General features: G+C 61.8%; 22 protein-coding genes. 5 read left to right on the forward strand and 17 right to left on the reverse strand.

The window, feature by feature from the left end:
* Positions 1 to 56 precede the first annotated feature (56 nt).
* The 3 genes from DK261_RS31745 (at position 57) to DK261_RS31755 (ending at position 2,406) form a co-directional block, all read left to right on the forward strand.
* A complete protein-coding gene (locus DK261_RS31745) occupies positions 57 to 1,301 on the forward strand; it encodes a type II and III secretion system protein family protein (protein ID WP_009050432.1) in 1,245 nt (414 codons plus the stop codon).
* 107 nt (positions 1,302 to 1,408) lie between these two features.
* Positions 1,409 to 2,131: a lipopolysaccharide assembly protein LapB gene (locus tag DK261_RS31750; RefSeq protein WP_009050433.1), complete on the forward strand. Its 723-nt coding sequence runs from the start codon at positions 1,409 to 1,411 to the stop codon at positions 2,129 to 2,131.
* Between the two features lie 2 nt (positions 2,132 to 2,133).
* Positions 2,134 to 2,406: a DUF3613 domain-containing protein gene (locus DK261_RS31755; RefSeq protein ID WP_009050434.1), complete on the forward strand. Its 273-nt coding sequence runs from the start codon at positions 2,134 to 2,136 to the stop codon at positions 2,404 to 2,406.
* 74 nt (positions 2,407 to 2,480) lie between these two features.
* Here the strand turns inward: DK261_RS31755 and DK261_RS31760 are convergent, their stop codons facing one another.
* The 12 genes from DK261_RS31760 to DK261_RS31815 form a co-directional block, all read right to left on the reverse strand.
* Complete coding sequence (locus DK261_RS31760) at positions 2,481 to 3,449, reverse strand: type II secretion system F family protein (protein ID WP_009050435.1); 969 nt, start codon at positions 3,447 to 3,449, stop codon at positions 2,481 to 2,483.
* 27 nt (positions 3,450 to 3,476) lie between these two features.
* A complete protein-coding gene (locus DK261_RS31765) occupies positions 3,477 to 4,463 on the reverse strand; it encodes a type II secretion system F family protein (protein WP_009050436.1) in 987 nt (328 codons plus the stop codon).
* A 2-nt stretch (positions 4,464 to 4,465) separates the two neighbouring features.
* On the reverse strand, positions 4,466 to 5,899 hold the full coding sequence (locus DK261_RS31770) for a CpaF family protein (protein ID WP_009050437.1): 1,434 nt from the start codon (positions 5,897 to 5,899) through the stop codon (positions 4,466 to 4,468).
* A 3-nt stretch (positions 5,900 to 5,902) separates the two neighbouring features.
* Complete coding sequence (locus tag DK261_RS31775; RefSeq protein WP_009050438.1) at positions 5,903 to 7,123, reverse strand: AAA family ATPase; 1,221 nt, start codon at positions 7,121 to 7,123, stop codon at positions 5,903 to 5,905.
* A complete protein-coding gene (locus tag DK261_RS31780) occupies positions 7,117 to 7,620 on the reverse strand; it encodes a TadE/TadG family type IV pilus assembly protein (protein WP_009050439.1) in 504 nt (167 codons plus the stop codon). Before DK261_RS31780 ends, DK261_RS31775 begins: the two co-directional genes overlap by 7 nt.
* On the reverse strand, positions 7,620 to 8,090 hold the full coding sequence (locus tag DK261_RS31785; protein WP_009050440.1) for a TadE/TadG family type IV pilus assembly protein: 471 nt from the start codon (positions 8,088 to 8,090) through the stop codon (positions 7,620 to 7,622). Before DK261_RS31785 ends, DK261_RS31780 begins: the two co-directional genes overlap by 1 nt.
* Positions 8,091 to 8,098: 8 nt before the next feature.
* Positions 8,099 to 9,436 carry a TadE/TadG family type IV pilus assembly protein gene (locus DK261_RS31790; protein WP_028683223.1) on the reverse strand — a complete coding sequence of 446 codons (1,338 nt, stop codon included), beginning with the start codon at positions 9,434 to 9,436 and terminating at the stop codon, positions 8,099 to 8,101.
* A 37-nt stretch (positions 9,437 to 9,473) separates the two neighbouring features.
* A complete protein-coding gene (gene cpaB, locus DK261_RS31795) occupies positions 9,474 to 10,280 on the reverse strand; it encodes a Flp pilus assembly protein CpaB (RefSeq protein ID WP_009050442.1) in 807 nt (268 codons plus the stop codon).
* 16 nt (positions 10,281 to 10,296) lie between these two features.
* Positions 10,297 to 11,616: an ATPase AAA gene (locus DK261_RS31800; RefSeq protein WP_009050443.1), complete on the reverse strand. Its 1,320-nt coding sequence runs from the start codon at positions 11,614 to 11,616 to the stop codon at positions 10,297 to 10,299.
* Positions 11,617 to 11,630: 14 nt separating this feature from the next.
* A complete protein-coding gene (locus DK261_RS31805) occupies positions 11,631 to 12,149 on the reverse strand; it encodes a prepilin peptidase (protein WP_009050444.1) in 519 nt (172 codons plus the stop codon).
* A gap of 27 nt (positions 12,150 to 12,176) precedes the next feature.
* Entirely contained in the window at positions 12,177 to 12,368 is a 192-nt protein-coding gene (locus DK261_RS31810) for a Flp family type IVb pilin (RefSeq protein ID WP_009050445.1), read from the reverse strand.
* Positions 12,369 to 13,066: 698 nt separating this feature from the next.
* The gene (locus DK261_RS31815; protein WP_009050447.1) at positions 13,067 to 13,258 is read right to left on the reverse strand and encodes a Flp family type IVb pilin; all 192 of its coding nucleotides are present in this window, start codon (positions 13,256 to 13,258) and stop codon (positions 13,067 to 13,069) included.
* 421 nt (positions 13,259 to 13,679) lie between these two features.
* On the opposite strand from DK261_RS31815, the gene DK261_RS31820 reads away from it, so the two are divergent.
* Complete coding sequence (locus tag DK261_RS31820; RefSeq protein WP_110177427.1) at positions 13,680 to 14,564, forward strand: AraC family transcriptional regulator; 885 nt, start codon at positions 13,680 to 13,682, stop codon at positions 14,562 to 14,564.
* Between the two features lie 67 nt (positions 14,565 to 14,631).
* Here the strand turns inward: DK261_RS31820 and DK261_RS31825 are convergent, their stop codons facing one another.
* Entirely contained in the window at positions 14,632 to 15,414 is a 783-nt protein-coding gene (locus DK261_RS31825; RefSeq protein WP_009050449.1) for an SDR family NAD(P)-dependent oxidoreductase, read from the reverse strand.
* 192 nt (positions 15,415 to 15,606) lie between these two features.
* On the opposite strand from DK261_RS31825, the gene DK261_RS31830 reads away from it, so the two are divergent.
* On the forward strand, positions 15,607 to 16,755 hold the full coding sequence (locus DK261_RS31830; RefSeq protein ID WP_110177429.1) for an aldose epimerase family protein: 1,149 nt from the start codon (positions 15,607 to 15,609) through the stop codon (positions 16,753 to 16,755).
* An 83-nt stretch (positions 16,756 to 16,838) separates the two neighbouring features.
* Here the strand turns inward: DK261_RS31830 and araH are convergent, their stop codons facing one another.
* The 4 genes from araH to DK261_RS31850 form a co-directional block, all read right to left on the reverse strand.
* Positions 16,839 to 17,807 carry an L-arabinose ABC transporter permease AraH gene (gene araH, locus DK261_RS31835; RefSeq protein WP_009050451.1) on the reverse strand — a complete coding sequence of 323 codons (969 nt, stop codon included), beginning with the start codon at positions 17,805 to 17,807 and terminating at the stop codon, positions 16,839 to 16,841.
* Positions 17,808 to 17,817: 10 nt separating this feature from the next.
* Complete coding sequence (gene araG / locus DK261_RS31840; protein ID WP_038634463.1) at positions 17,818 to 19,362, reverse strand: L-arabinose ABC transporter ATP-binding protein AraG; 1,545 nt, start codon at positions 19,360 to 19,362, stop codon at positions 17,818 to 17,820.
* Between the two features lie 59 nt (positions 19,363 to 19,421).
* A complete protein-coding gene (locus DK261_RS31845; RefSeq protein ID WP_009050453.1) occupies positions 19,422 to 20,426 on the reverse strand; it encodes a substrate-binding domain-containing protein in 1,005 nt (334 codons plus the stop codon).
* Positions 20,427 to 20,514: 88 nt separating this feature from the next.
* Complete coding sequence (locus DK261_RS31850) at positions 20,515 to 21,390, reverse strand: SMP-30/gluconolactonase/LRE family protein (protein WP_041984498.1); 876 nt, start codon at positions 21,388 to 21,390, stop codon at positions 20,515 to 20,517.
* Between the last annotated feature and the right edge of the window lie 27 nt (positions 21,391 to 21,417).

A 21,417-nucleotide genomic window follows, 5' to 3' on the forward strand; every position in this document is an offset into this window, starting at 1 on the left:
ATGATCCCTGCTGACCGGCCCTTGCGGTTTTCCCAGCCCAAACAAGGAAGCAGTGCATGAACAGTGATTATGTACAGGTGCTCAGGAGAGTGGCGTGGACATTGATGATCGCTGGCCTCCCCACCGGGATGGCCATGGCGGCATCAAATAACTGCGCTGGATTGCAGCCACTGCCGTCGACGGTGGAAGTGGGAGAGGGTCAGCAGACGATAATGCACTCCCCCGTTGCCATTACCCGGTTGGCCGTGGGCGACCCGAAAATTGCCGATGTGTATCTCAATGGGCGGGATTCATACCTGCTGACGGGCATTGCGCCCGGCGCCACCAGCCTGATGGTCTGGACAGCCTGCGACAAGGAACCTCGCCAGAGCATGGTGTTCGTCCAGGGCAAAGGCCCGCATTCGATGGTCAGTTCGCTACTGCCCCCCTCCGAAGACCCGTCTCTGGCCAGCCAGGTGCAGACCGATATCCGCTTTGTCGAAGTCAGCCGCACCAAGCTGAAAGAGGCCGGCACCTCGATCTTCGGCAAGAGCGGTAACTTCCTGTTCAGCTCCCCGGGCACGGTCCCGTTGGTGACGGTGACGCCCGGCAATATCGGTGGCCTCGCACCGAGAATACCGCTCAACAACGGCCAGTTTAATATCGGCTTTGGTGGCGGTAACGTCCTTGGGCTGATCAACGCCCTGGAAGGCAGTGGGTTTGCCTACACCCTGGCGCGTCCGAGCCTGGTGGCGCTGAGCGGACAGAGCGCAAGCTTCCTGGCCGGTGGTGAAGTGCCGATCCCGGTCCCCAGCAGCGGCAGCGACAGTATTACCATCCAGTACAAGGAATTCGGTATTCGCCTGACCCTGACCCCCACAATCGTCGGAAATGACCGCATCGCCTTGAAGGTCGCCCCGGAAGTCAGCGAACTGGACTTCAACAACGGGATTACCGTCAACGGCATCTCGGTGCCAGCCCTGGTTGTGCGTCGCACCGACACCAGCATCTCCCTGGCCGACGGTGAGAGCTTCGTGATCAGCGGCCTGATCAGCACCACCAATACCACGGCCGTGAGCAAGTTCCCCGGCCTGGGAGAGATTCCGATCCTGGGCGCATTTTTCCGTGATTCTTCGATCAGGCGCGAAGAGAAGGAACTGCTGATGATCGTCACCCCGCATCTGGTGCAACCGCTGGCGGTCAACGCCAAGCTGCCGGTACTGCCTGGCGAGCCACTGCGCAACTACGACCCGAACTGGTTCCGTCTGTACTTCCTGGAAAACGGCAATTATGACCAGGCCGCCAGCGGGCTTTCGCAATGAACCAGGGTTCTGGCTCGTCGCTGGCCACGCTCAGGCTCGATGACACCGGACTCGGCAAGTCCGGTGTTGGCCATTCCTCGACAATCGGATTGTTCCAGGAGCGAAAAATGAAAGTAGTCATTGCTGCGTTGGGGCTGCTCATGCTCAGCGGCTGCGCCACGAACGGCAGCAGTGCCTGGTCGAAGCAGGCATGCAGCAAACTGGATTCGGATCAGGAACTGTCGCTGAGCCTGGCCGACGACATGATCGGCGAAGGCAAGCTGCACGCCGGCCTGGCCAATCTGCAACGCCTGCCGGAAGACCTGCCGCAGGTCCGCATGCGCAAGGCCAAGGTCTATCGCCAGCTCGGCCAGAGCGATGCCGAACCGCTGTACCGCAGCCTGCTCAGCACCTGCCTGGCCGCCGAAGGCGAGCATGGCCTGGGTCAACTGGCAGCGTCACGCCACGATAACGCTCTGGCCCTGGAACATCTGAAACGCGCGGCGCGCCTGTCCCCCACCGACGAGAAGATCCGCAACGATCTGGGGGTGGTCTACCTCAACCAGGGGGATACCAGGCAAGCCCGCTTTGAGTTCCTCACGGCCATGGAGCTGAAACAGGACGATCAGTTGGCAACCCTCAACCTGGTGACCTTGCTGATTTATCAAGGCAACTGGAAACAGGCCTCGGACCTGGTCAATCGTGCCGGCCTGAAGCCCGAACAAGTCACCAACGCCAAGGAGCGGGCCGAAAAACTCAGGAACGCGGTGAAGAAGTCAGCTAACGGTCAGGCAGTCAGTGCTACGGATTCGTCGCCATCAAGTGTCAATCAACCAATAACGCAGAGGTAGTGATGAAATACCAAACGCTCAGCTGCCTGGGACTCTTGCTTCTTCCGCTGGTGACCCAGGCTATCGAACCCGGCCCGGCCTCCCTGTCACAACAGCCGACCGAAACCTGGCTGCTGCTGCAGAGTCGTAACCAGGTCAAGTCGCCCATTCCGCAGAACGCCTCGCCCAGCGAACGGGAACTGACCCTGCAGCGCTGGCTGGACAACTACAAACACCCGATCCCCGAGTACTACAAGGAGTACGTAGGTTCGGGTAGTTCGGGTGGTTCAAAGTGACAATGAATCGCGATGGCGTTCAGTTCAGAGGGGGCAATGCCATCCATGCCGATGGCCCTTGCCCCTCCCCTCTTTCATAACTTCCCGAATACTTTGAAGACGCCGATGATCGCCGGTCCTATGGCGACCAGAAAGAAGCTTGGCCACAGGCAGAAGATCAGCGGAAACACCAGTTTGGTGCCGATTTTCGCGGCTTTCTCTTCGGCCTGCTGAGTACGCCGGTCACGAAACTCCTCGGCATAGATACGCAGGGTCGTCCCCACGCTGGTCCCGAAGCGAATACTCTGCGCCAACAGGCTCACCAACCCGCGAATGTCCTCCAGCCCGGTACGCTCGGCCAGATGCTTGAGCGCTTCGGTACTGGGAATCCCGGCGCGGATCTCGGAGTTGACCAGTGCCAGCTCCATGGCCAGCTCAGGCTGGCTGACCGCTATCTCTTCCGACACCCGCTCGATCGCCTGGGGCAAGGCAAGGCCTGATTCCACGCAGACCACCATCAAGTCCAGCGCATCCGGAAAGGCGACGAGCAAACGGGTCATCCGCGCGTTCCTGCGGCTGTCGACATAGATGGCCGGTACCAGCCAGCCCACCCCCAGCGCCAGGATCACCAGCCCCATCCCCAGCAGCAGCGATACCTTCGGTATCAGCGGCAGCGCCATGACCGCCAGCGCCACCAATACCAATGGCGTCAACAGGCGCACCGCCCAGTACATCTGGACAGCGGCCGGGGAACGAAAGCCCGCATGGGTCAGCAAGGTCCGGGTCGCCGAGGTCTGCTCCTGCTCACCGGAGACAAAACGCTGGCCGACCTGCTCCAGCATCAATTGCAGGTTGCTCGGCGCCCCCTGCCGGTGACCATCGCCACCATGGCCGCGCTTGATCAGCAGCAGACGACGGTGCACCGGGTCCTGCAGCCCCTGCACCAGCAACACCAGGGTGGCCACGGCCAGCACCACGCTCAGGCCGATGGCTGCGGCAAAGACCATGCGCGCCAGTTGTTCATTACCGACCAGACGATTGATCAGGCTCAGTAGATACTCCATGACCTCACCCCCTACGAGTGATTGTGTTCACACCTGAATCCGGATGATCTTGCGTATCCAGAGGATTCCCAGCAGCATCGCCACAAACGCGCCAAGCACCATCTTCTGTCCCAGCGGCTCATTGATGAGCAGAGGCAGATAGGTCGGGCTCGAAATCACAATCCCCGCCGCCAGTACAAAAGGCATCGCCACCAGGATCCAGCCCGACATGCGCCCTTCGGCCGAGAGCGTCTTGACCTTGCGCTGAAAGCGGAAGCGGCCGCGAATCAAGCTGCTCAAACGATCCAGCACCTCCGTCAGGTTGCCACCCGTCTCGCGGTGGATCAGCACAGTGGTCACCAGCATCATCACGGTCATGCTCGGCATGCGCTCCAGCAGGCCAAGCATGGCCCGACGCACATCGTTGCCGTAGTTGATGTCGGCAAAGGTCAGGCCGAACTCGTGGGCAACCGGCCCCTTGTGCTCGTCGGCCACCAATTGCAGGGTTTCATTGAACGGATGTCCGGCACGCAGCGCCCGGCACATGGCATCCAGTGCATCCGGCAGCTGCTCCTCGAACAGGGCAAAGCGTTTGTTGCGGTCCCGGGAGATCTTCAACACCGGCAGCCAGAAGGCCACGGCCGCCGCCGGGAGCGCCACCCACCACAGTTGCGTGAACAGCCACAGCAGCATACCCGCCGCCAGCATCAGGACCAGGCTGAGCATCAGCACCCGATAGGCGCGGTATTCGTGTCCGGCCTGCTCGATCATCTGCGCCAGGGCCTCCATCGCCGGCAACTGCTCCAGGCGCGCCTCCAGCGGGGACAGGCGACGCAGGTATTTCTGGCGCAGTACCGACTGCATGTTCTCCAGGTTACTGGCCCGCTCCAGCAGGTCGAGGCGGCTGCGAATACGCTTGCGCACCTTGCCGGCCTCGCCGAACACCGGCACCGCCACGCTCTGGCTGAGCAGGAATATGGCGGTGAACACCATGCCGAGAAACGCCAGGATAAATTCACTGGGGACTTGATTCATGACTAGCCCTCCATCCAGTCTGGCCGGAACAGGCTGAGCGGCAGCTCGATGCCCCGTTTGGCCAGCACATCGCGAAATGCCGGAACCATGCCGGTGGGGCGGAACTCGCCCAGTACCTCGCCTTTCTCGCCCAGGCCACTGCGCACGAAAGCGAAGATCTCGGTCATGGTGATGATTTCCCCTTCCATGCCGTTGATTTCCTGCACGCTGACCAGCCGCCGCGTACCGTCTTCCTGCCGCTCCAGCTGGATGACCACGCCGATGGCCGAAGCGATCTGCTGACGCAGGGCCTTGATCGGAAAGGTCGCCCCCGTCATCGACACCATGTTCTCGATCCGTCCCAGGGCATCGCGGGCGGTGTTGGCGTGGATGGTGGTCAGCGAGCCGTCGTGGCCGGTATTCATCGCCGTCAACATGTCCAGCGCCTCGGCGCCACGCACCTCACCGATCACGATGCGGTCCGGCCGCATACGCAGGCTGTTGCGCACCAGCTCCCGCTGGCCCACCTCGCCACGGCCCTCGATGTTCGACGGCCGGGTTTCCAGGCGCACCACATGGGGCTGCTGCAGTTGCAGCTCGGCCGAGTCCTCGATGGTCACGATCCGCTCGTTGTGCGGAATGAAACTGGACAACACGTTGAGCATGGTGGTCTTGCCACTGCCGGTCCCTCCGGAGATCAGGACATTCAACCGGCCGCGGACAATGGCCTTGAGCATCAGGGCGATGCCCGGGGTCAGGGTGCCCATCTGCACCAGGCTCTCGGTGTTGAGCAAATCCACGGCGAAGCGGCGGATCGACATGCTCGGCCCGTCGATGGCCAGCGGTGGAATGATGGCGTTGACCCGCGAGCCGTCCTTCAGGCGAGCGTCCACCAGCGGCGAGGACTCATCGATGCGCCGTCCCAGGCTGGAAACGATGCGATCGATGATATTCAGCAGGTGCTGGTCGTCGCGAAAACGCACATCCGTTCGTTGCAGCTTGCCGAAGCGCTCGACATACACCGAGGCATGACCGTTGACCAGGATGTCGGACACACTCGCGTCATTCAGCAGCGGTTCCAGAGGCCCGAGGCCGAGCACCTCGTCGGCGATCTGCTTGAGGATCAACTGGCGGCTGCTGGCATTGACCGGCGCCGAATGCTCATCGAGCAAGCGCTGGCAGATGTCGCGGATCTGCCGCCCGGCCTCGGCCGGCTCCAGGGAGTCGAGGAGCGACAGGTCCATGACCTTGAGCAACTGCTGGTAGATCTTTTCCCGCCACTCGGCCTCCATCGAGCCGAGCTTGGTCCTGGTTTCATAGAGCAGGTCCGGCACACTGGCCTCCCAGGCCATGAGCACGCTGGCGCACTCTTTACTGTCGAGGGACGCGTCCTGCGCCTCTGCCGGTGCCTGTTTGCCGGGTTGCTGACGCAGGCGATTACGAAAGTCGCTGAGCATGGCCTAGCCTCCGAACAGACGATTGAAGGTACGTTTGAATAAACTCTTCTCGGCGACCTCAATTCCGATCAGGTTCTGGGTCAGCTCGCGCAGCGCCAGGGTCACAACCGAACGTGGAGCGTGCAGCTCAAGCGGCACACCGGTGTTCTGACTCTCGCTGACCACCGCATAGTCATTGGGCAGGGTTTGCGGGTTCGGGCAGCGCAGGGCATCGGCAATATCCTTGAGGCTCACCGGCGAGGTCTTGTTGTAGCGGTTGACCACCACCTGTATCCGGTTGCTCTGCACGTTCAGGTCGTCGCGCAGGATGCGGGTCAGGCGGGTGCCGTCCTTCAGATGGCTCAGGCTCTGCTGCAACACGACGTAGATGCGATCGGCCTGTTCGAGCGTGACGCCGGTGAGGTGATCGATCTGCCGCGGCAGATCCACCACCACCCAGTCGTAGGTCCCACGGGCCAGACGCAACAGTTTTTCCAGCTGATCCAGGTGCACATCCTGCGTCAGGCACAGCTCCCCGGTACGCCCGCCCAGTACATGCAAGGTCGGGCTGAAGTGGTTGCAATAGCCACGCAAGGCGATGCTGTCCAGGGATTCGACCTGCTTCAGCACATCCACATGGCTGTGGGTAGGCACCACATCCAGGCAATGCGCCACGCTGCCGAACTGCAGGTCCAGGTCCAGCAGCAGGGTCCTGCCACCGCGGGTGGCGAGCTGATGCGCCAGGTTGCAAGCGAGCATCGAGGCTCCCGAACCGCCCTTGGCATTCATCACCGCAATCACCTTGCCACCGATCCCCAGCTCCGCATTGGCCTCCATGAGCATACGGCCGATGGCCGCCTGCAACTCTTCTGCCGCGACTGGCTCGGGGAGAAAGTCCCGGGCGCCGGCCTGCATTGCCAGGCGCATGCCCTCGCGCTCATCCAGCGGGCCGCAGACCAGGAGCGGTGGCCGTTCCTTGAGCGGATGCTGCAACAAGGCCGCCAGCTCTTCACGCCACAGATGGCTGACGCGCAACAGCAGGAAGTCGGGCATCTGCTCCAGCCCATACAGCGGATCGGTATGCCCGTTGCTCACCAGGCGAGTGCTGACCTGCAGATTCGGCAGCCCCTGGCTCAACGCTTTCAGATGATTCAAGGTCGTCGCGTCGCGCCCACTGATCAGCAGGCGTTTGCCTTGCTTTTCAGTAGCAGCAGCGACGACGGGCGCTTCTCGGGTGCTCAACATGGTGTGATCTCCGGTGTGACTGCTGCCTGGGGCTGCCGACCGAGGCTTTCACGTGGCACGGTCGACCTGAATACCGGTAGAACAAACACCCCGTTGAACCCAGGAATCAGCAGATTGAAACTGAAATTGGATACCTGTAGCTGGACATACCGAATGGCGACAAAGCCGTTGCTGCCGCTCAGATCGTTGGGGTTGGCGACTACCGCGCCATTGGCGTCCAGATAAACCAGGTTCAGGTTGGCGGACGTCAGGTTATTGAGCAGGCTGCTCGGACCGCTGTCGGTGGAAGCGTTGAACATCGCCCGACGCAGAATCACCGGATCGGCGATATCGCACACCGCCGCCAGGCGGGCGCCGCGACGCACGGTTTCATTCAGGGCATTGACCGTGAAGTACAGCCGGCCCATTTCCAGTACACCGAACAACACGGTGAACAGCACCAGGCTGGTGATCGCGAACTCGACGGTGTACAGCCCCCGCATACCTTTGACGTTCATCACAAGGCCCTCATGACGACAGTGGAAGTCAAGGCCAGGCCCAGCGGCACGTTGCTGCCATACAAGACGGGCAAGGCACTGCCGATCACCGGCACATAGGTGTAGGTAATGCTGACCTGGACATGCTCGGCCCCCACCGCGGTGACCGTGACATTCGCCGGCGTCAGCCCCGACACCACCGCCGGGTAGCCATTGGGGTTGGCGGGCACGCCATAGACAGCGACGTTCTTGGCCTGGGCCTGCAGCGTGCCGCTCAGGTCGAGCTTGCCGAGGGTGGCGTTCCACGCCTTGTCAGCGACATAACGCCCGGCGTCGCGACTGGCCTGCATCAGGCTGTTGTACTGGAACAACATGCGGCCGAACTCGGCGAAGGTCAGCATCAGCAACAACAGCAGCGGCAGCGTCAACACCAGCTCCACCATCGCCAACCCGCCCTGGTTGCGCGGCGACCTGAATCCTGTGCGTCCCATAAAGCCTCCTAAGAGTCGGTACTTGGCGTCTGGCTGTTGTCGATATAGGTCTTGTACAGCTGGATGATCTGCGGCCCGGTGGTATTGGCCGGGTTGGGACCAGGCACGTTGTCGCCTTCGCACACACTCTGGAACTGACCGAATATCTGCGACTCATTGCCCTGTTGCGATGCAGGCTGCAGGACGAAGTAGCAACCGAAACCCAGCACCGGTATCGACGACGCCCCGTCGTTCTTGCCCGAACAGTCACCGATCACGATCTTGATGATCCGCCGTTCGAACGCCCCGCCGTTCTGGCAGCCACCGCCGCTACCGGCAACGCAGCTGGCGGAGTCCTGGACCCAGTCGTGGTAGTCGTACAAGGCGCTGCCGGCCGCGGACAAATTGCCGCTGCTCGAGGTAACCGCCTGATTGTTGTACTGGATCTGCTTGAGCGCATCGTCGTAAGTGAACGACTTCTGGTTGACCGTGATCACCATGTCCGGTGGATAGTCCGCCGCCTTGAGACCGCCGGAATACTCGTTGAAGCGCGTATTGAGGCCCTGCGAGGCAGGCCCGACGGTGTTCCCCGGCTTGGTCTGGACATTCGAACCGACGCTGTTGCACTGGCTGATACCGCCTGCCAGCCCCTGCCTGACCGTGCTGCCGCCCGAGCCGAAATCGAGCAGCTGGAAGTTGCCGGGGCCAATCGGCGAGCTGTTGCCTGCGGCGGTTTTCAACACCTGCGGATCGCCGAACTGGAACCCCCAGAACATCCCGGTGGACGGGTTGTTTTTCGTTGGATCGCCGCACACCATCAGTGGCGTGAGGTCGCAAGGGCTGGCGGGGCTTGGCCCGGCGGTAGCGACCGCGCTCACGAACTTGTTACCGACGCCATTGCCCAGGGTCTGAAAGACGCCCCAGAAGAATCCGGCCAGGGAATAGTTGGTGACCGTCACCCGCACATAGCTCGCATTGGCCGGCCCGGGGAAAGAGAAAGGTCCATAGACAGTGGACGCCAATTCCACCGAGGCAAAACCGCCGACATTGTTGCCGATGGCGGCGGCCAGTTCCTGATTGCCGCTGGCACTGGCATTCAGGGTCAGGGTATTGAGCGCAGCGGTCTGCGTCAGGCTCGCGGCCCCTGTCGTGCCCATGACCGTGCTGAGCGTCTTGGCACCGCTCAGCGCCGCCGCATCCACCGCATTCTGCAGGCGGGACTTGTTCACCAGCATATGGCCGCCATCCAGCGCCAGGGCCCCCATTAGCAGCATCGCGGCCAGGGCAATCACTACCAGTACAAGCATTGCGCCGCGCTGCTGCCGAGGAAATGCACTCAATGGCTGTTGGATACGCGCACTCATCATCAAGCCCTCATTGTTCGTCTATGTCGTACCCGATCATTTACAGCTGGGACTTCACAACGTTGACCTCGATCCCGCGGATCACCGTGATCCCGCTATCGCCGCTGGCACGACGCCGGACAATCGGCCGCACCACGGGAGGGGCAGGCACTTCCTGGATCATCGCGACCGGCTCGACCATCGCCGGTTGCTTCTGGTTGTCCAGCGGGTTGCGCAGGGCCAGTTGCAGCTTGCCGGCCGCCATCCCCTTGACCAGTTCCTCGGCCTGCTGGGGGGTCATTTCCAGGGTCACGGCGCGCACGACCACCGGTTGGGTCTTGTCGGTACTGGCCGTCTGGTCCACCGCCAGCACCCGCAGGTCTTCCAGGATGGTCTTGGATTCGGCGTCGCCGGTATTGCCGGTCTGCCGGGTAGCCAGCACATCGACCCGGTTACCCGGCAACAGGAACCCACCCACGCCGACCACATCGTCCACCCGGACCGAGATCGCACGCTTGGTGGGCTCGATCAGCGACGCCAGGGTGCTGCCGCCCAGGTGTTCGGCCAGGCGCGCACCACGCAGGATGTCGCCGCGCAGCATGGAGAAGGTGGCGATCTTGCCCACGACCTTCTCGGTCGCGTCGAAAGCATCTTCGGGCACGGTCTCCTTGGGCATGCGGACCAGCGCGACCTGCTGTGGCTCGACCATTTGCCCGAAAGCGATTTCCACGGTCGCCACCACCACGTTCTGCTGGTTGTCGTCGGGGGTGGCATTGAGCCTTGCATTGAGCCAGGTGTTGGCCATCCATGCGGCGCCCAGGCCCAGGACCACGGACAAGGCCACCAGAGTGAAAGTACGAGAACTCATGTCGAAATCTCCTTACTCAAAGAAAATCGAGCTGGACGAAGTAGCTGTGCCAGGCCCATTCCAGTTCCAGGGTTGACAGCGGTCCGCTGGCGCCCACATAACGCTGGCGATCGAGCGCCATGCTCAAGAGATCCCGTGGGTGGCAAGGCACCAGCGGCATGTTTTCAGCGCCATAGAGCTCATCCAGGACGTAGCGCAACAGCAGCGGGTCGTATTGGATGTTCAGGCGCTCTGTCTCTTGAATCCAGATACGTTCGTACTCCTCGGGCTTGAGGTAGCCGAACTGCAGCTTGTAGCCAATCCGCCGCAGGAACGCCTCGTCGGCCAGTTCCAACGGGTTCAGGTTGGTGGAAAACACCAGGATCAGGTCGAACGGCAACTCGCAGTGTCGGCCGCCGCCGAGGTTGAGGAAGTCGCGCTTCTCCTCCATCGGCACGATCCAGCGGTTGAGCAATTCCGCGGGCGCCATGCGCTGGCGCCCCATGTCGTCGATGACGAACAGGCCATTGCTGGCCTTGAGCTGCAACGGCGCCTGGTACTGGCGAGTGAAGGGGTCGTAGCGGATATCCAGCTGTTCCATGGTCAGTTCGCCGCCAGTGATGATGATCGGCCGTTCGCAGCACAGGAGCCGGCGGTCGATCCCTTCGTTGAGCATCAGGCTGTTCTGCGGATCGCCGACATCCAGGCGTCGGTGTACCTGGGGGTCGTAGATCTCGATCACCGCGTCGTTGATCGCAATTGCATGGGGCACCCAGACGGACTCGGAAAACAGCCGGATCAACCGGCTGCTGACATAGGTCTTGCCCGTCCCCGCCGGCCCGTAAATCATGATGGCGCGCCCGGAATTCAGGGCCACGCCCAACTGATCGAGCATGTTCTGCGCCAGCACCATGGAGCCGAAGGACGCCTGCATGTCCCGGGCACTGATACGGCCATGGTGAATGGTCTGTACCTTGAGCAGCGAGCGGTAGGCGCTCACCGGAAAGGGCGCCGCGCCGATATAGCCACTGCGCGACAAGGCATCGCGGGCAGCATTGCGGCCGCGCTCGGTCAGCCCGTAGCGCAAGCCCTGGCCACCGGCCTGGCCAAGGATCTCGACCCGATGATCCTGACGCAGGAAGGTCAGGACCTCTTCAACCACCGCCCCCGTCAGCGCCAGGCGCTCTACCAGTCGGGGCATGTCCAGTACGCCCGCATCGTGCAGATGCTTGCAGACCAGGTCTCCGAGGAAATTGTCCGCCAGCCCGGTCTCGAGGATCGTGCGTGGCTGTGGAGCCAGTCGCTGCACTGCTTCCCGGTCATTGCCGGTCGGACGGCTGTTACTGATGGCGTACATAATGTTCTCCTGAGCTACTGGCCAAGGGGCAACCAGAGAAAGCTGGCCAATGTGCCGAGCAGGATCGCAACCGAATAGGGAAAGGGTTTGCCGGCCACTTCATCATCCGCCGGCGGAAAATAGGCCTTGGCTCTCACCATCTGCCAGTAGCGCCCCATGGTCTGTTGAACCTGACCACGTACCAACACAATCAGTACCCCGCACGCGCCGCCGGCGATCAGGCTGAAAAACGCAGCCCAGAGGGCGTGCTGCGGAGTGAGAAAGGTGCCAACCATGGCCATGAGCTTGACGTCGCCGGCTGCCATCCCGCCAAAGGCGTACAGGGGAAGAAAAACGACAAAACCGATCGACATGCCCAGCAGTCCATAACCAAACCCGATGACGCCTGAGGAATAGACCTGGCCGGCCATCCCCAGTCCCAGCCCCAACAGCACCAAGAGGTTGGGAATACGGTGGCGACGAAGATCGCTCACCACCGCAATCCCCAGCAGTCCCAGCATCAATGCAACAACGAACAATTGCTCTTTGCCCATGACTGCAGCCCTCGGTGGAAATTGGTGTTAGCAGACTTGACCCTGGACTGCGCATCCCAGGCTGGTGATGGCAGTGGCCACGTTGCCGCCCAAAGTGATAAATGCGGCAACAGCGCCCAAAGTGATCAGGCCACCGGCCACGGCATATTCCACAATGGTCAGGCCGTCTTCGTCTTTGGCGAACTTGATAACCAAAGTCTTGATCGATTGCAGATTCATTTTCCCACCTCACTCAAGTGTTTTTATGTAAGAGCAGCACTCTCGTACTGCCTGGTTGAACATTAGTCAGGGGAACATTGGAAGGGTTAGGAGTTTTTTGCTGATCGTTAGGACTTTATTGCTGTTGTTGAAAGATGCAAAAAAACACCAGGAACAGCACATCCCCAAGGAACAGGTGGCTTATCTAAGGAAGGAATAATTGAAGAGCCGCCTTGAAACAATCTCGCCCTCGACGCGAGACCGGCCGAAGCCACAGCCGACAAAGACAAAAGCCCCGGCCATGTTCGTTGCAAAAAAACCATAGTGCGAAACGAAGTAACCCAGGGTTTTCATATCAGGATTTGATCTTCACGCGAGCAATACAGCGACGATACTCCAGAAGCTGCAAAGAGAATTTGCAGGCCGCTGCAGAGCGATGGAGCCGTGCTCGGCCAAAGGATCACTCGCGACTTGATCTCGTTCGAGACCAAGACTGGAGCCATCCATCATGTACTGTGCGCTGACTGCACATACCGATTGCGGAGGCTCCATCTGTCCAGGCGAGAGTAGACAGAAAAGGTGGGAAAACACACATGGACCACAGGTACGGCCTCAGCCCGAGGGAAACCGCTCATCGCAGCCAGACCCGAGAAGTCTGGCTGCGTACGAGCAACAAGCAACTCCAGCCCAGGACCGAGGATTCGGCACAACGGCTGTCGTTAGCACACCTGGCCCTGAACAGCGCAACCCAGGCTGGTAATGGCGGTGGCCACGTTGCCGCCCAGGGTCACGAACGCGGCAACGGCGCCCAGCGTAATCAGGCCACCGGCCACGGCATACTCGACGATGGTCAAACCATCTTCATCCTTGATGAAGGCCAGAACCGAGGTTTTGATTGTTTGCAGTTTCATCTTGTTCACCTCATATAAGAAAAGTTGCTTTAAGGCGATCAGTATTTGTGCCGCCTGACTGAATCCTAGTCAGGGGCTAACACAAAGAGTTAGGAGTTTATTGCCGGTTTCTAGGACTTTTTTGCGCCACTTGGCAAGACAGCAAAGAAACTCCAGTGAAACTAAACCTGGCAGATGGATTTTTTCATAAAAGGAACTGTTCTCATATAACACTAAATTGATTCAGCTGTGCCCAGTGCTGCAAGAAAAGGCGATCGCAACAGCAAGGAGCTGCCTGTGACTCTTATCTCGCTGTCAGACATAGAAGGTAATCAAGAAAATTTATGAAGCGCTATCAGAACTTGATCCTTTGCCCGCAAAGCACAATGGCGATACTGACACCCCAGGAAGTGACAGCGAGACACCAGGAAGGAATAAGGAAATGAAACCTGAGTCGGCCCAGAAACCCTCTCTGTTATGGTTCGACCTCACGCGCGACCGATCGTCTGAAGAACTGATCGCGCTGTTTCGCCCAGCCTGCGATTGCCGGGTGTCGAAAGACGCGTCTCTGCCCGAAAAGGACACTCATCCCGTACCGGACATGATCTGCATGCACTATGACCGCCCGGACATGCCGGGGCTCAATCTGCTGCTGGAGATCAAACACAAGATTCCCTCCATTCCCATCGCCATGTTCACGGTGCAGCACTCCGAAGAACTTGCAGTCTGGGCCATGCGTTCGCGGGTCTGGGAATACATGGTGCTCCCGCTCTCGAGTGCCGAGATCCGGCGCTTCCTGCATGCGCTGAAGCAGCTCTACGAACTGCGCCACAACGGCGGCCCCGGCAACAAGACGCTGCAGATCGAACACGGCCCGTCCCTGCCGGACAGCATCCGGCTGACCGTAGAGCACCAGAAACATCAGGCACTCAGCGATGTGCTGCTGTACATCGAGCAGAATTTTCGTGAAAGCATCGACCAGAAAGAGCTGGCCAAACGTTGTGGCATGACCACGTTTCGCTTCAGCCGGCTGTTCAAGGAGGTCCATGGCCTGGGGTTCATGGACTACATCCTGAGCAAGCGCATGGATTGCGCCAAGAATCTGCTCGACAACAGCCAGATGCCCATCACCAGCATCGGCTATGAAGTCGGCTTCAAGGACCCGTCCTACTTTGCCCGCGCCTTCAAGCAATTCACGGGCGCCAGCCCCAGCGAATACCGGCAACGCCGAAGAAGCCCGGAACTGGTAAAAAAAGAAGAGGCGGAACTGGAGCAAGCGCTGTCGCAGGTGATCGACAGCCTGCCGCTGCGTATCGAAGGCCGATGAACTTGAGCACCCGCTCGCCGACGCCGCGCCACCATTCTGGCAAGGCCACGGCGTCGTTCGCCGGGTGCTATACCCAGCCGCCATCGACGATGAAGTTTTGCGCCGAGCACATGGCGGACGCATCGGACGCCAGGAACAGCGCCATCTGCGCGATATGCCCGGGCTCCACGCTGCCCGGCAGGCATTGGCTGCGGCTGATCAGCTCGCGGGCGGCATCATCCACCCACAACGCCAGCTGTTTCTCGGTCATCACCCAGCCGGGCACCAGGGTGTTGACCCGGATCCGCCAGGGCCCCAATTCCCGCGCCAGGGCCCGGGTCAGACCGTGGGTGGCCGCCTTGCTGGCGGCGTAGACCGGGTACCCGCTGGAGGCCATCATCCAGCCGATGGAACCCAGGTTGATCACGCTGCCGGCGCCGGCGGCCTTCATCATCGGCACCACCGCCTGGCTGGCGAAAAAGGCGTGCTTGAGATTGACCGAGATCAGCTTGTCGAATTTCGAAGAGTCGACTTCCTCCAGGCTGTGCCGCACATCATTGGCGGCATTGTTCACCAGCACCGTGACAGGCCCCAGCGTCTGCGCAAAACGCTCGATCGCGGCCTGGTAAGCGGCCTCGTCGGTGACGTCGCAGGGCGCGAACGCCACGCAATGGCCCTGCGCCGATAACCGGGCTGCCAACGCCTCGCCCTGGCTTTGCGCCATGTCCACGAATGCGACCCTGGCGCCTTGCTGGGCAAAGGCGCAAACCAGGGCTTCGCCAATTCCCGAGGCGCCACCGGAAATCAATACGGTCTTGCCGTTGAGATCCGCGTACACAGCCTGCATGCCAGCCCCTTTCTCATTGTTCATATGACGGTTCCTGCGCAGTGATCATTTCTGTTCGGGCCAGCGAAGCATTCAGGTATCTCTGCTGCGCCGACCAATTAGTCTTATTTTATATTGTAAAAAAGCCAATCAAAGCGATAAATTTGTGGGAGCAACAATGAAAAAATGCAAATTAGTAGAACTATTCCATTCAGAACAACAAAAGGAAGTTCAACCATGCCGCACTCCCCCCACCGGCTTTCCGGCCTCGGCCTGTCGCTGCTGCTTGCCAGCCTCGGCGCCCAGGCCGCGGGCCTGTCCAGCGAACACAAAGCCTTTGGCACGACCCTCGACGGTAGCGCTGTCGAGCAATATGTGTTGCGCAACAGCCATGGCCTGCAAGCCACGGTCATCACCTATGGCGCGGTCCTGCAATCGTTGAAGGTGCCGGATAAGAACGGCGCCTTCGACGACGTGGTCCTGGGCTTCGACGACGTCCAGGGCTATCAGCGCGGCACCGCGTTCTTCGGCGCCACCATCGGCCGCTACGGCAATCGCCTGGCCGGCGGGGCGTTCGAGCTGGACGGCCAGCGTTACCAGGTGCCCCTCAACGACGGCCCGAATTCGCTGCATGGCGGCGCCCAGGGCTTCGACAAGCGCGTCTGGAAGGCCCGGCCGATCAAGCGCAAGGACGCTGTCGGGGTGACCTTGAGCTACCTGTCCAAAGACGGCGAAATGGGCTTTCCCGGCAACCTGCAGGTCGAGGTCACCTACAGCCTCAACGACAACAACGAGCTGCGCATCGAGTACAGCGCCTCCACCGACAAACCCACGGTGCTGAACCTCACCAACCACAGCTACTTCAACCTCGCCGGCGCCGGTAACGGCGATGTGCTCGCCCAGCTCGCCACCTTGCACGCCAGCCACTACACGCCGGTCAACGCCAAGCTGATTCCGACCGGCGAACTGGCCCCGGTCGCCGGCACGCCGCTGGACTTCCGGCAACCGACCGCCATCGGCCAGCACATCAAGGACGATCATCCGCAGCTCAAGTTCGCCGAGCCGAAACAGGGTGGCTTCGACTTCAACTGGGTGCTCGACGCCAAGGGCGACGTCGGCCAGCTCGCCGCCGAGGTGCGCGACCCGCAATCCGGTCGTCGCTTGCAGCTCTACACCAGCGAACCCGGGGTGCAGTTCTACACCAGCAACTTCCTCGACGGCACGCTCAAGGGCAAGGCGGGCAAGACCTACAGCCACTGGGGCGCGTTCACCCTGGAGACCCAGCACTTCCCCGACTCGCCCAACCAGCCGGACTTCCCCAGCACCCGGCTGAACCCCGGCCAGGTCTACAGCCAGGACACCGTCCTGAAGTTCTCCGCCGACTGAAGCGCGGTAGCCACCACTGCCCTGCCGACCCGGCAAGGCAGTGGTCCGGCGACGTCGGCATGCCCCTGATAAAGCCCCCTGGATCAGCGTTGTTTCATGCGGTCGATGACCACCGCCAGCAGCAGGATCGAACCGCGGATCACGTACTGGTAGAAGGTGTCGATATTTTTCAGGTTCATCGCGTTTTCGATGATCGCCAGTATCAGCACCCCGGCGATCACATGGCGGATCATGCCGATCCCGCCGCTCAACGACACCCCGCCCAGCACACAGGCGGAAATCACCGTCAGCTCGAACCCCTGGCCGATCATCGGCTGGCCGGAGGTCATGCGCGATGCCAGGATCACCCCGGCCAGCGCGCCGATCACCCCGTGCACGGCGAAGATGACGATCTTGGTCCGGTCGACGTTGACCCCGGCCAGCAGCGCCGCTTCCTGGTTGCCGCCGATGGCCATGGTGTTGCGCCCGTAAGTGGTGTAGTTGAGCAGCCAGCCGAAAAACAGGAAGCAGCCGATGGTGATCAGGATCGGCACCGGCACACCGAACAACTGGCCGTTGCCGAAGACGAAGAACGACTCCTGGGATACGCCGACCGCCTTGCCGTTGGCGAAGATATAGGCCAGGCCACGGACGATCTGCATGGTCGCCAACGTGGTGATCAGCGCATTGACCCGCAGCTTGGCAATCACGATGCCGTTGATCAGCCCGACCAGCAGCCCCATCAGCAGCGCGGCGCCGACCCCGAGCAATACGCTGTCGGTGTCGCGCATCACCACGGCCGCGACGACCCCGGCACAGGCGATCACCGAACCGACCGACAGGTCGAAATGCCCGGACGCCAGGCAATAGAGCATGGTGCAGGCGGCGATGCCGGTGGTGGAAATGGCCAGGCCCAGGCCGCGCATGTTCAGCGGCGACAGGAAGTTGTCGATGAGCAAGGTGCAGAGCACGAAGATCCCCACCGCCGCCAACAGCATCGCCCAGTTATCGAGCAGGCCACGCAGGTCCAGGGGTTTGCGCGCCGTCGGCAACGCGTTGTCTTGAATTGTCATGTTCACCTCTTCAGTTCTCCGGGCCGTCGGCGCGTTGGCGCGGCAAAGCCAGTTGCAGCAGGTTGGATTCATTGGCCTGTTCGCGGCTCTTTTCGCCACGCAGCGCGCCTTCGCACAGCACCAAGATGCGGTCGGAGATGCCCATCACTTCCATCAGGTCGCTGGACACCACGATCACCGCGATGCCGCTGGCCGCCAGGTCATGGATGATCTGGTAGATCTCGGCCTTGGCGCCGATATCGATGCCGCGCGTGGGTTCGTCGAGCAGCAGGACTTTCATCGGCATCGACAGCCAGCGGCCGAGGATGGCCTTCTGCTGGTTGCCGCCGGACAGGTAGACGATTTTCTGCGCCGCGTTGGGCGTCTTTACCTTCAACGCCTTGATCTGCTTGTCGGCGTTGCCCTTCTCCCAGCCGCCACGCAACAGCCAGCCAAAGCTCGAATGGGCACCGCGCGCGCTGATGTTGATGTTCTCGGCGACGCTGGAAAGCGGAATGATGCCCTCCTTCTTGCGGTCCTCGGGACACAGCAGCACCCCGGCAGCGATGGCATCGCGCGGCGAGCGCAGGTGCAGCGCCTCGCCACACAGCGCCAGGCTTCCGGCGCTTGCCCGTTCGAGGCCACCCAGCAGGCGCAGCAGTTCGGTACGCCCCGCGCCGACCAGGCCGAACAGGCCGAGCACCTCGCCCTGGTGCACCTGGAAACTCAGCGGAGCACGCAGGCCCGGCCCCAGCAGGCCATCGACCTTGAGCGCCACCGCGCCGCGGGGCCGGGGGCGGTAATCGTAGATGTCCTGGATGTCGCGACCGACCATGCAGGTGACCAACTGGTCGTGGGTCAGTGCGCTCATGTCCTCGAAGGTGCGCACGTAGCGACCGTCCTTGAACACCGTCACCGCATCGCAGATACGGAACACTTCCTCCATGCGATGGGACACGTACAGCACCACTTTGCCCTCGTCCCGCAGGCGCCCGATGATCGCCATCAAGCGCTCGATTTCCCGGGCCGAGAGGCTGCTGGTGGGCTCGTCGAAGGCAATCACATGGGCGCCACGGGACAACGCCTTGGCGATTTCCACCAGCTGGCGCTGGCCCAGGGACAGGCGGCCGAGCTTCTCGTCGGGATCGATTTCATCGGCCAGCCCCTTGAGGCATTCCAGCGCATGCTGGCGCAGCGCACGACGGTCGATCACCCCGAAACGGGCCGGCAGATGGCCGAGGAACAGGTTCTCGGCCACGCTCATGGCGGGCACCAGGTGCAACTCCTGGTGGATCACCGCCACCCCGCAGGCAATGCTGTCGGCCGCGCACTTGAACGCCATGCTCTGCTCGCCGATCTGCACGCTGCCGCTGCTGGGCGTGTAGGCGCCGCCGAGAATCTTCAGCAAGGTCGACTTGCCTGCGCCGTTCTCGCCCATCAAGGCGTGCACCTGCCCCGGGTGGGCGGTGAAGCTGATGCCGTCCAGCGCCTTGACCCCGGGGAAGGTCTTGCCGATACCGTTGAAACACAAACTGGCGCCGGCGCTGTGTTGTCGTTTATTCAGTTGCGCGTGCATAACCACCTCATCAGGTCAGGCGGCCCGGTCGAAAGGGCCGCCGGGGAAAACCACCGGCCTCAGTTCCACAGGCCAATCTTTTCCAGTTCTTGCTTGAAGTTGTCCCGGGTGATCAGCGTCACGTCGTCCATCGCGGTGTACTTGGGCGGCTCCTTGCCGGTGGTGACCCACTCGAACATCATGCTCGCGGTGTTGTAGCCCTCCATGTGCGGGCTGGGCAGCATCGAGCCGAAGAAGCCGCTGTCGGGTTTCTTCAGCTCGCCGATGGCGTCCGTGCCGTTGATGCCGATGCCGATCACATTGGCCGCGGCGAACCCGGCGCTTTCGGTGGCGCGCACGCCGCCCAGCACGCTGTTGTCGTTCATCCCGCCGATGATCAGGTTCTTCGCCCCGCTGGGCAGCTTGACCAGCGCCGAGTTGGTCGCGTCCATGCTGCCCGGCACGTCGAGGGTCTTGAGCGGGGCGAAGAGGATGTGGTCTTTGGGCAAGCCGGCTTCCTCCAGGGACTTGACCGAGCCGTCGGTGCGCTTCTTACCGGTGTCGAGTTCGTTGTAAGTGGTGATCACCGCGTAGGTGTCCTTCCAGTCCCAACCGCGCTTCTTCGCTTCGCCGGCCATGGCGGCGCCCTGCTTCTGCCCCACCTCGAACGCGGCCATGCCCAGGTAGGGCACGTCTTCCATGAACTGGCCCTTGGCATCGACAAAACGGTCGTCGACGGCAATCACTTTCAAGTCGTTGAGCTTGGCCTTGGCCATGATCGCCGGGCCCAGGGACACGTCCGGCGGGCAGATCACGAAGCCCTTGGCGCCGTTGGCGGCGAGACTGTCGATCGCCGACAGGGTTTTCTCGCCGTCCGGCACGGCGATCTTGATCACGGTGAAGCCCTTGTCCTTGCCGGCCTTTTCGGCAAAGGCCCATTCGGTCTGGAACCAGGGTTCCTCCGCCTGCTTGACCAGGAAACCAATCTTCACCGGCTCGGCGGCGAGCAACAGGCAGCTCAGGCTGGCGGCCGACATGGCCAGGGCGGCACAACACAGGTAACGGATCCCACGACGACGATTCATAAGGTGACTCCTTGTTGTTGTTTTCAGAGTTCGTTGCACACAGCTTCGTTACACATCGCTTCGTTGCACACAGGTTCGGCCTGAAACCTCAACCGGCAAATCGATGACAGAGCTTCCCTGGGGTATCGACCCGGACGGCCAGCACCGCGCCGTCCAGAGGATGATCGAGCGGGCTGGCCGCGCTGGTGATGTACAGGGTCTTGAGGTCCGCGCCGCCGAACACGCAACTGGTGGGGCGGCTGACCGGCAGTTCGAGCACCCGGTCGACCTCGCCGTCGGGCGCCAGCCTGAGCAGGCAGCCGCCGTCCCAGCGGGCATTCCAGATATAGCCCTGGGCGTCCATCGCCGAACCGTCCGGGACACCGCGCGGATGTGGCCCGAACCAGCTGCGCGCGGGTTCGAGCCGGCCATCGCTGGCGATCGGGTACTGGTACAGCGTGCCGTCCAGGCTGTCGGCAAAATACAGGCGGCTGGCGTCCTCGCTCCACAGCAAGGTATTGGGAATCCCCAGGCCCTGGAGCAGCGGCGTGACACGCGCCTGGGTATCGATGCGGAACAGGCCACCGGAGCGCCGCAGCACGGGAAGGTCTTCGCCCTGCTCGCCGATGTTGTTCTGCATGGTGCCCAGCCAGAGCCGGCCCTGGGCGTCGCAACGGGCCTCGTTGGCGCGGTTGCCCGGTTGCGGATCGGCCACGCACAGCAGGCTCAGGCGCGGCGCCGCGGGCGCGGAGCCCAGGTCGAGGCGGTACACGCCACTGCTCAAGGTCACCAGCGCATCGCCGCGCTCACAGGGGATGAAGGCCGACACCGGTTCCGGCAGTTGCCAGGCCAGCAGCCGTTCGCCACACAGGCGCAATGCCTGCCGGCCGGCAATGTCGACCCAATACAGGGCCTGATCCGGCGCATCCCAGAACGGGCCTTCGCCAAGCTGCGCACGGTGTGCGGTCAGCGCGGTCCACGACATGAAACCTCCTGCATTGTTGTTGTTTTC

Origin of the sequence: Pseudomonas sp. RW409, from assembly GCF_003184125.1 — a bacterium.
Lineage (GTDB): Bacteria > Pseudomonadota > Gammaproteobacteria > Pseudomonadales > Pseudomonadaceae > Aquipseudomonas > Aquipseudomonas chlororaphis_I.

What these genes read in the sequence shown, in the direction of transcription:
- DK261_RS31780 (WP_009050439.1), bottom strand. Translation starts at nt 7,620, where the DNA reads ATGAACGTCAAAGGTATGCGGGGGCTGTACACCGTCGAGTTCGCGATC.
- DK261_RS31765 (WP_009050436.1), bottom strand. Translation starts at nt 4,463, where the DNA reads ATGAATCAAGTCCCCAGTGAATTTATCCTGGCGTTTCTCGGCATGGTG.
- DK261_RS31810 (WP_009050445.1), bottom strand. Translation starts at nt 12,368, where the DNA reads ATGAATCTGCAATCGATCAAGACTTTGGTTATCAAGTTCGCCAAAGAC.
- DK261_RS31745 (WP_009050432.1), top strand. Translation starts at nt 57, where the DNA reads ATGAACAGTGATTATGTACAGGTGCTCAGGAGAGTGGCGTGGACATTG.
- DK261_RS31790 (WP_028683223.1), bottom strand. Translation starts at nt 9,436, where the DNA reads ATGATGAGTGCGCGTATCCAACAGCCATTGAGTGCATTTCCTCGGCAG.
- DK261_RS31760 (WP_009050435.1), bottom strand. Translation starts at nt 3,449, where the DNA reads ATGGAGTATCTACTGAGCCTGATCAATCGTCTGGTCGGTAATGAACAA.
- araH (WP_009050451.1), bottom strand. Translation starts at nt 17,807, where the DNA reads ATGACAATTCAAGACAACGCGTTGCCGACGGCGCGCAAACCCCTGGAC.
- DK261_RS31830 (WP_110177429.1), top strand. Translation starts at nt 15,607, where the DNA reads ATGCCGCACTCCCCCCACCGGCTTTCCGGCCTCGGCCTGTCGCTGCTG.
- DK261_RS31845 (WP_009050453.1), bottom strand. Translation starts at nt 20,426, where the DNA reads ATGAATCGTCGTCGTGGGATCCGTTACCTGTGTTGTGCCGCCCTGGCC.
- DK261_RS31820 (WP_110177427.1), top strand. Translation starts at nt 13,680, where the DNA reads ATGAAACCTGAGTCGGCCCAGAAACCCTCTCTGTTATGGTTCGACCTC.
- DK261_RS31785 (WP_009050440.1), bottom strand. Translation starts at nt 8,090, where the DNA reads ATGGGACGCACAGGATTCAGGTCGCCGCGCAACCAGGGCGGGTTGGCG.
- DK261_RS31825 (WP_009050449.1), bottom strand. Translation starts at nt 15,414, where the DNA reads ATGAACAATGAGAAAGGGGCTGGCATGCAGGCTGTGTACGCGGATCTC.
- DK261_RS31755 (WP_009050434.1), top strand. Translation starts at nt 2,134, where the DNA reads ATGAAATACCAAACGCTCAGCTGCCTGGGACTCTTGCTTCTTCCGCTG.
- DK261_RS31850 (WP_041984498.1), bottom strand. Translation starts at nt 21,390, where the DNA reads ATGTCGTGGACCGCGCTGACCGCACACCGTGCGCAGCTTGGCGAAGGC.
- DK261_RS31770 (WP_009050437.1), bottom strand. Translation starts at nt 5,899, where the DNA reads ATGCTCAGCGACTTTCGTAATCGCCTGCGTCAGCAACCCGGCAAACAG.
- DK261_RS31750 (WP_009050433.1), top strand. Translation starts at nt 1,409, where the DNA reads ATGAAAGTAGTCATTGCTGCGTTGGGGCTGCTCATGCTCAGCGGCTGC.
- araG (WP_038634463.1), bottom strand. Translation starts at nt 19,362, where the DNA reads ATGCACGCGCAACTGAATAAACGACAACACAGCGCCGGCGCCAGTTTG.
- cpaB (WP_009050442.1), bottom strand. Translation starts at nt 10,280, where the DNA reads ATGAGTTCTCGTACTTTCACTCTGGTGGCCTTGTCCGTGGTCCTGGGC.
- DK261_RS31800 (WP_009050443.1), bottom strand. Translation starts at nt 11,616, where the DNA reads ATGTACGCCATCAGTAACAGCCGTCCGACCGGCAATGACCGGGAAGCA.
- DK261_RS31805 (WP_009050444.1), bottom strand. Translation starts at nt 12,149, where the DNA reads ATGGGCAAAGAGCAATTGTTCGTTGTTGCATTGATGCTGGGACTGCTG.
- DK261_RS31815 (WP_009050447.1), bottom strand. Translation starts at nt 13,258, where the DNA reads ATGAAACTGCAAACAATCAAAACCTCGGTTCTGGCCTTCATCAAGGAT.
- DK261_RS31775 (WP_009050438.1), bottom strand. Translation starts at nt 7,123, where the DNA reads ATGTTGAGCACCCGAGAAGCGCCCGTCGTCGCTGCTGCTACTGAAAAG.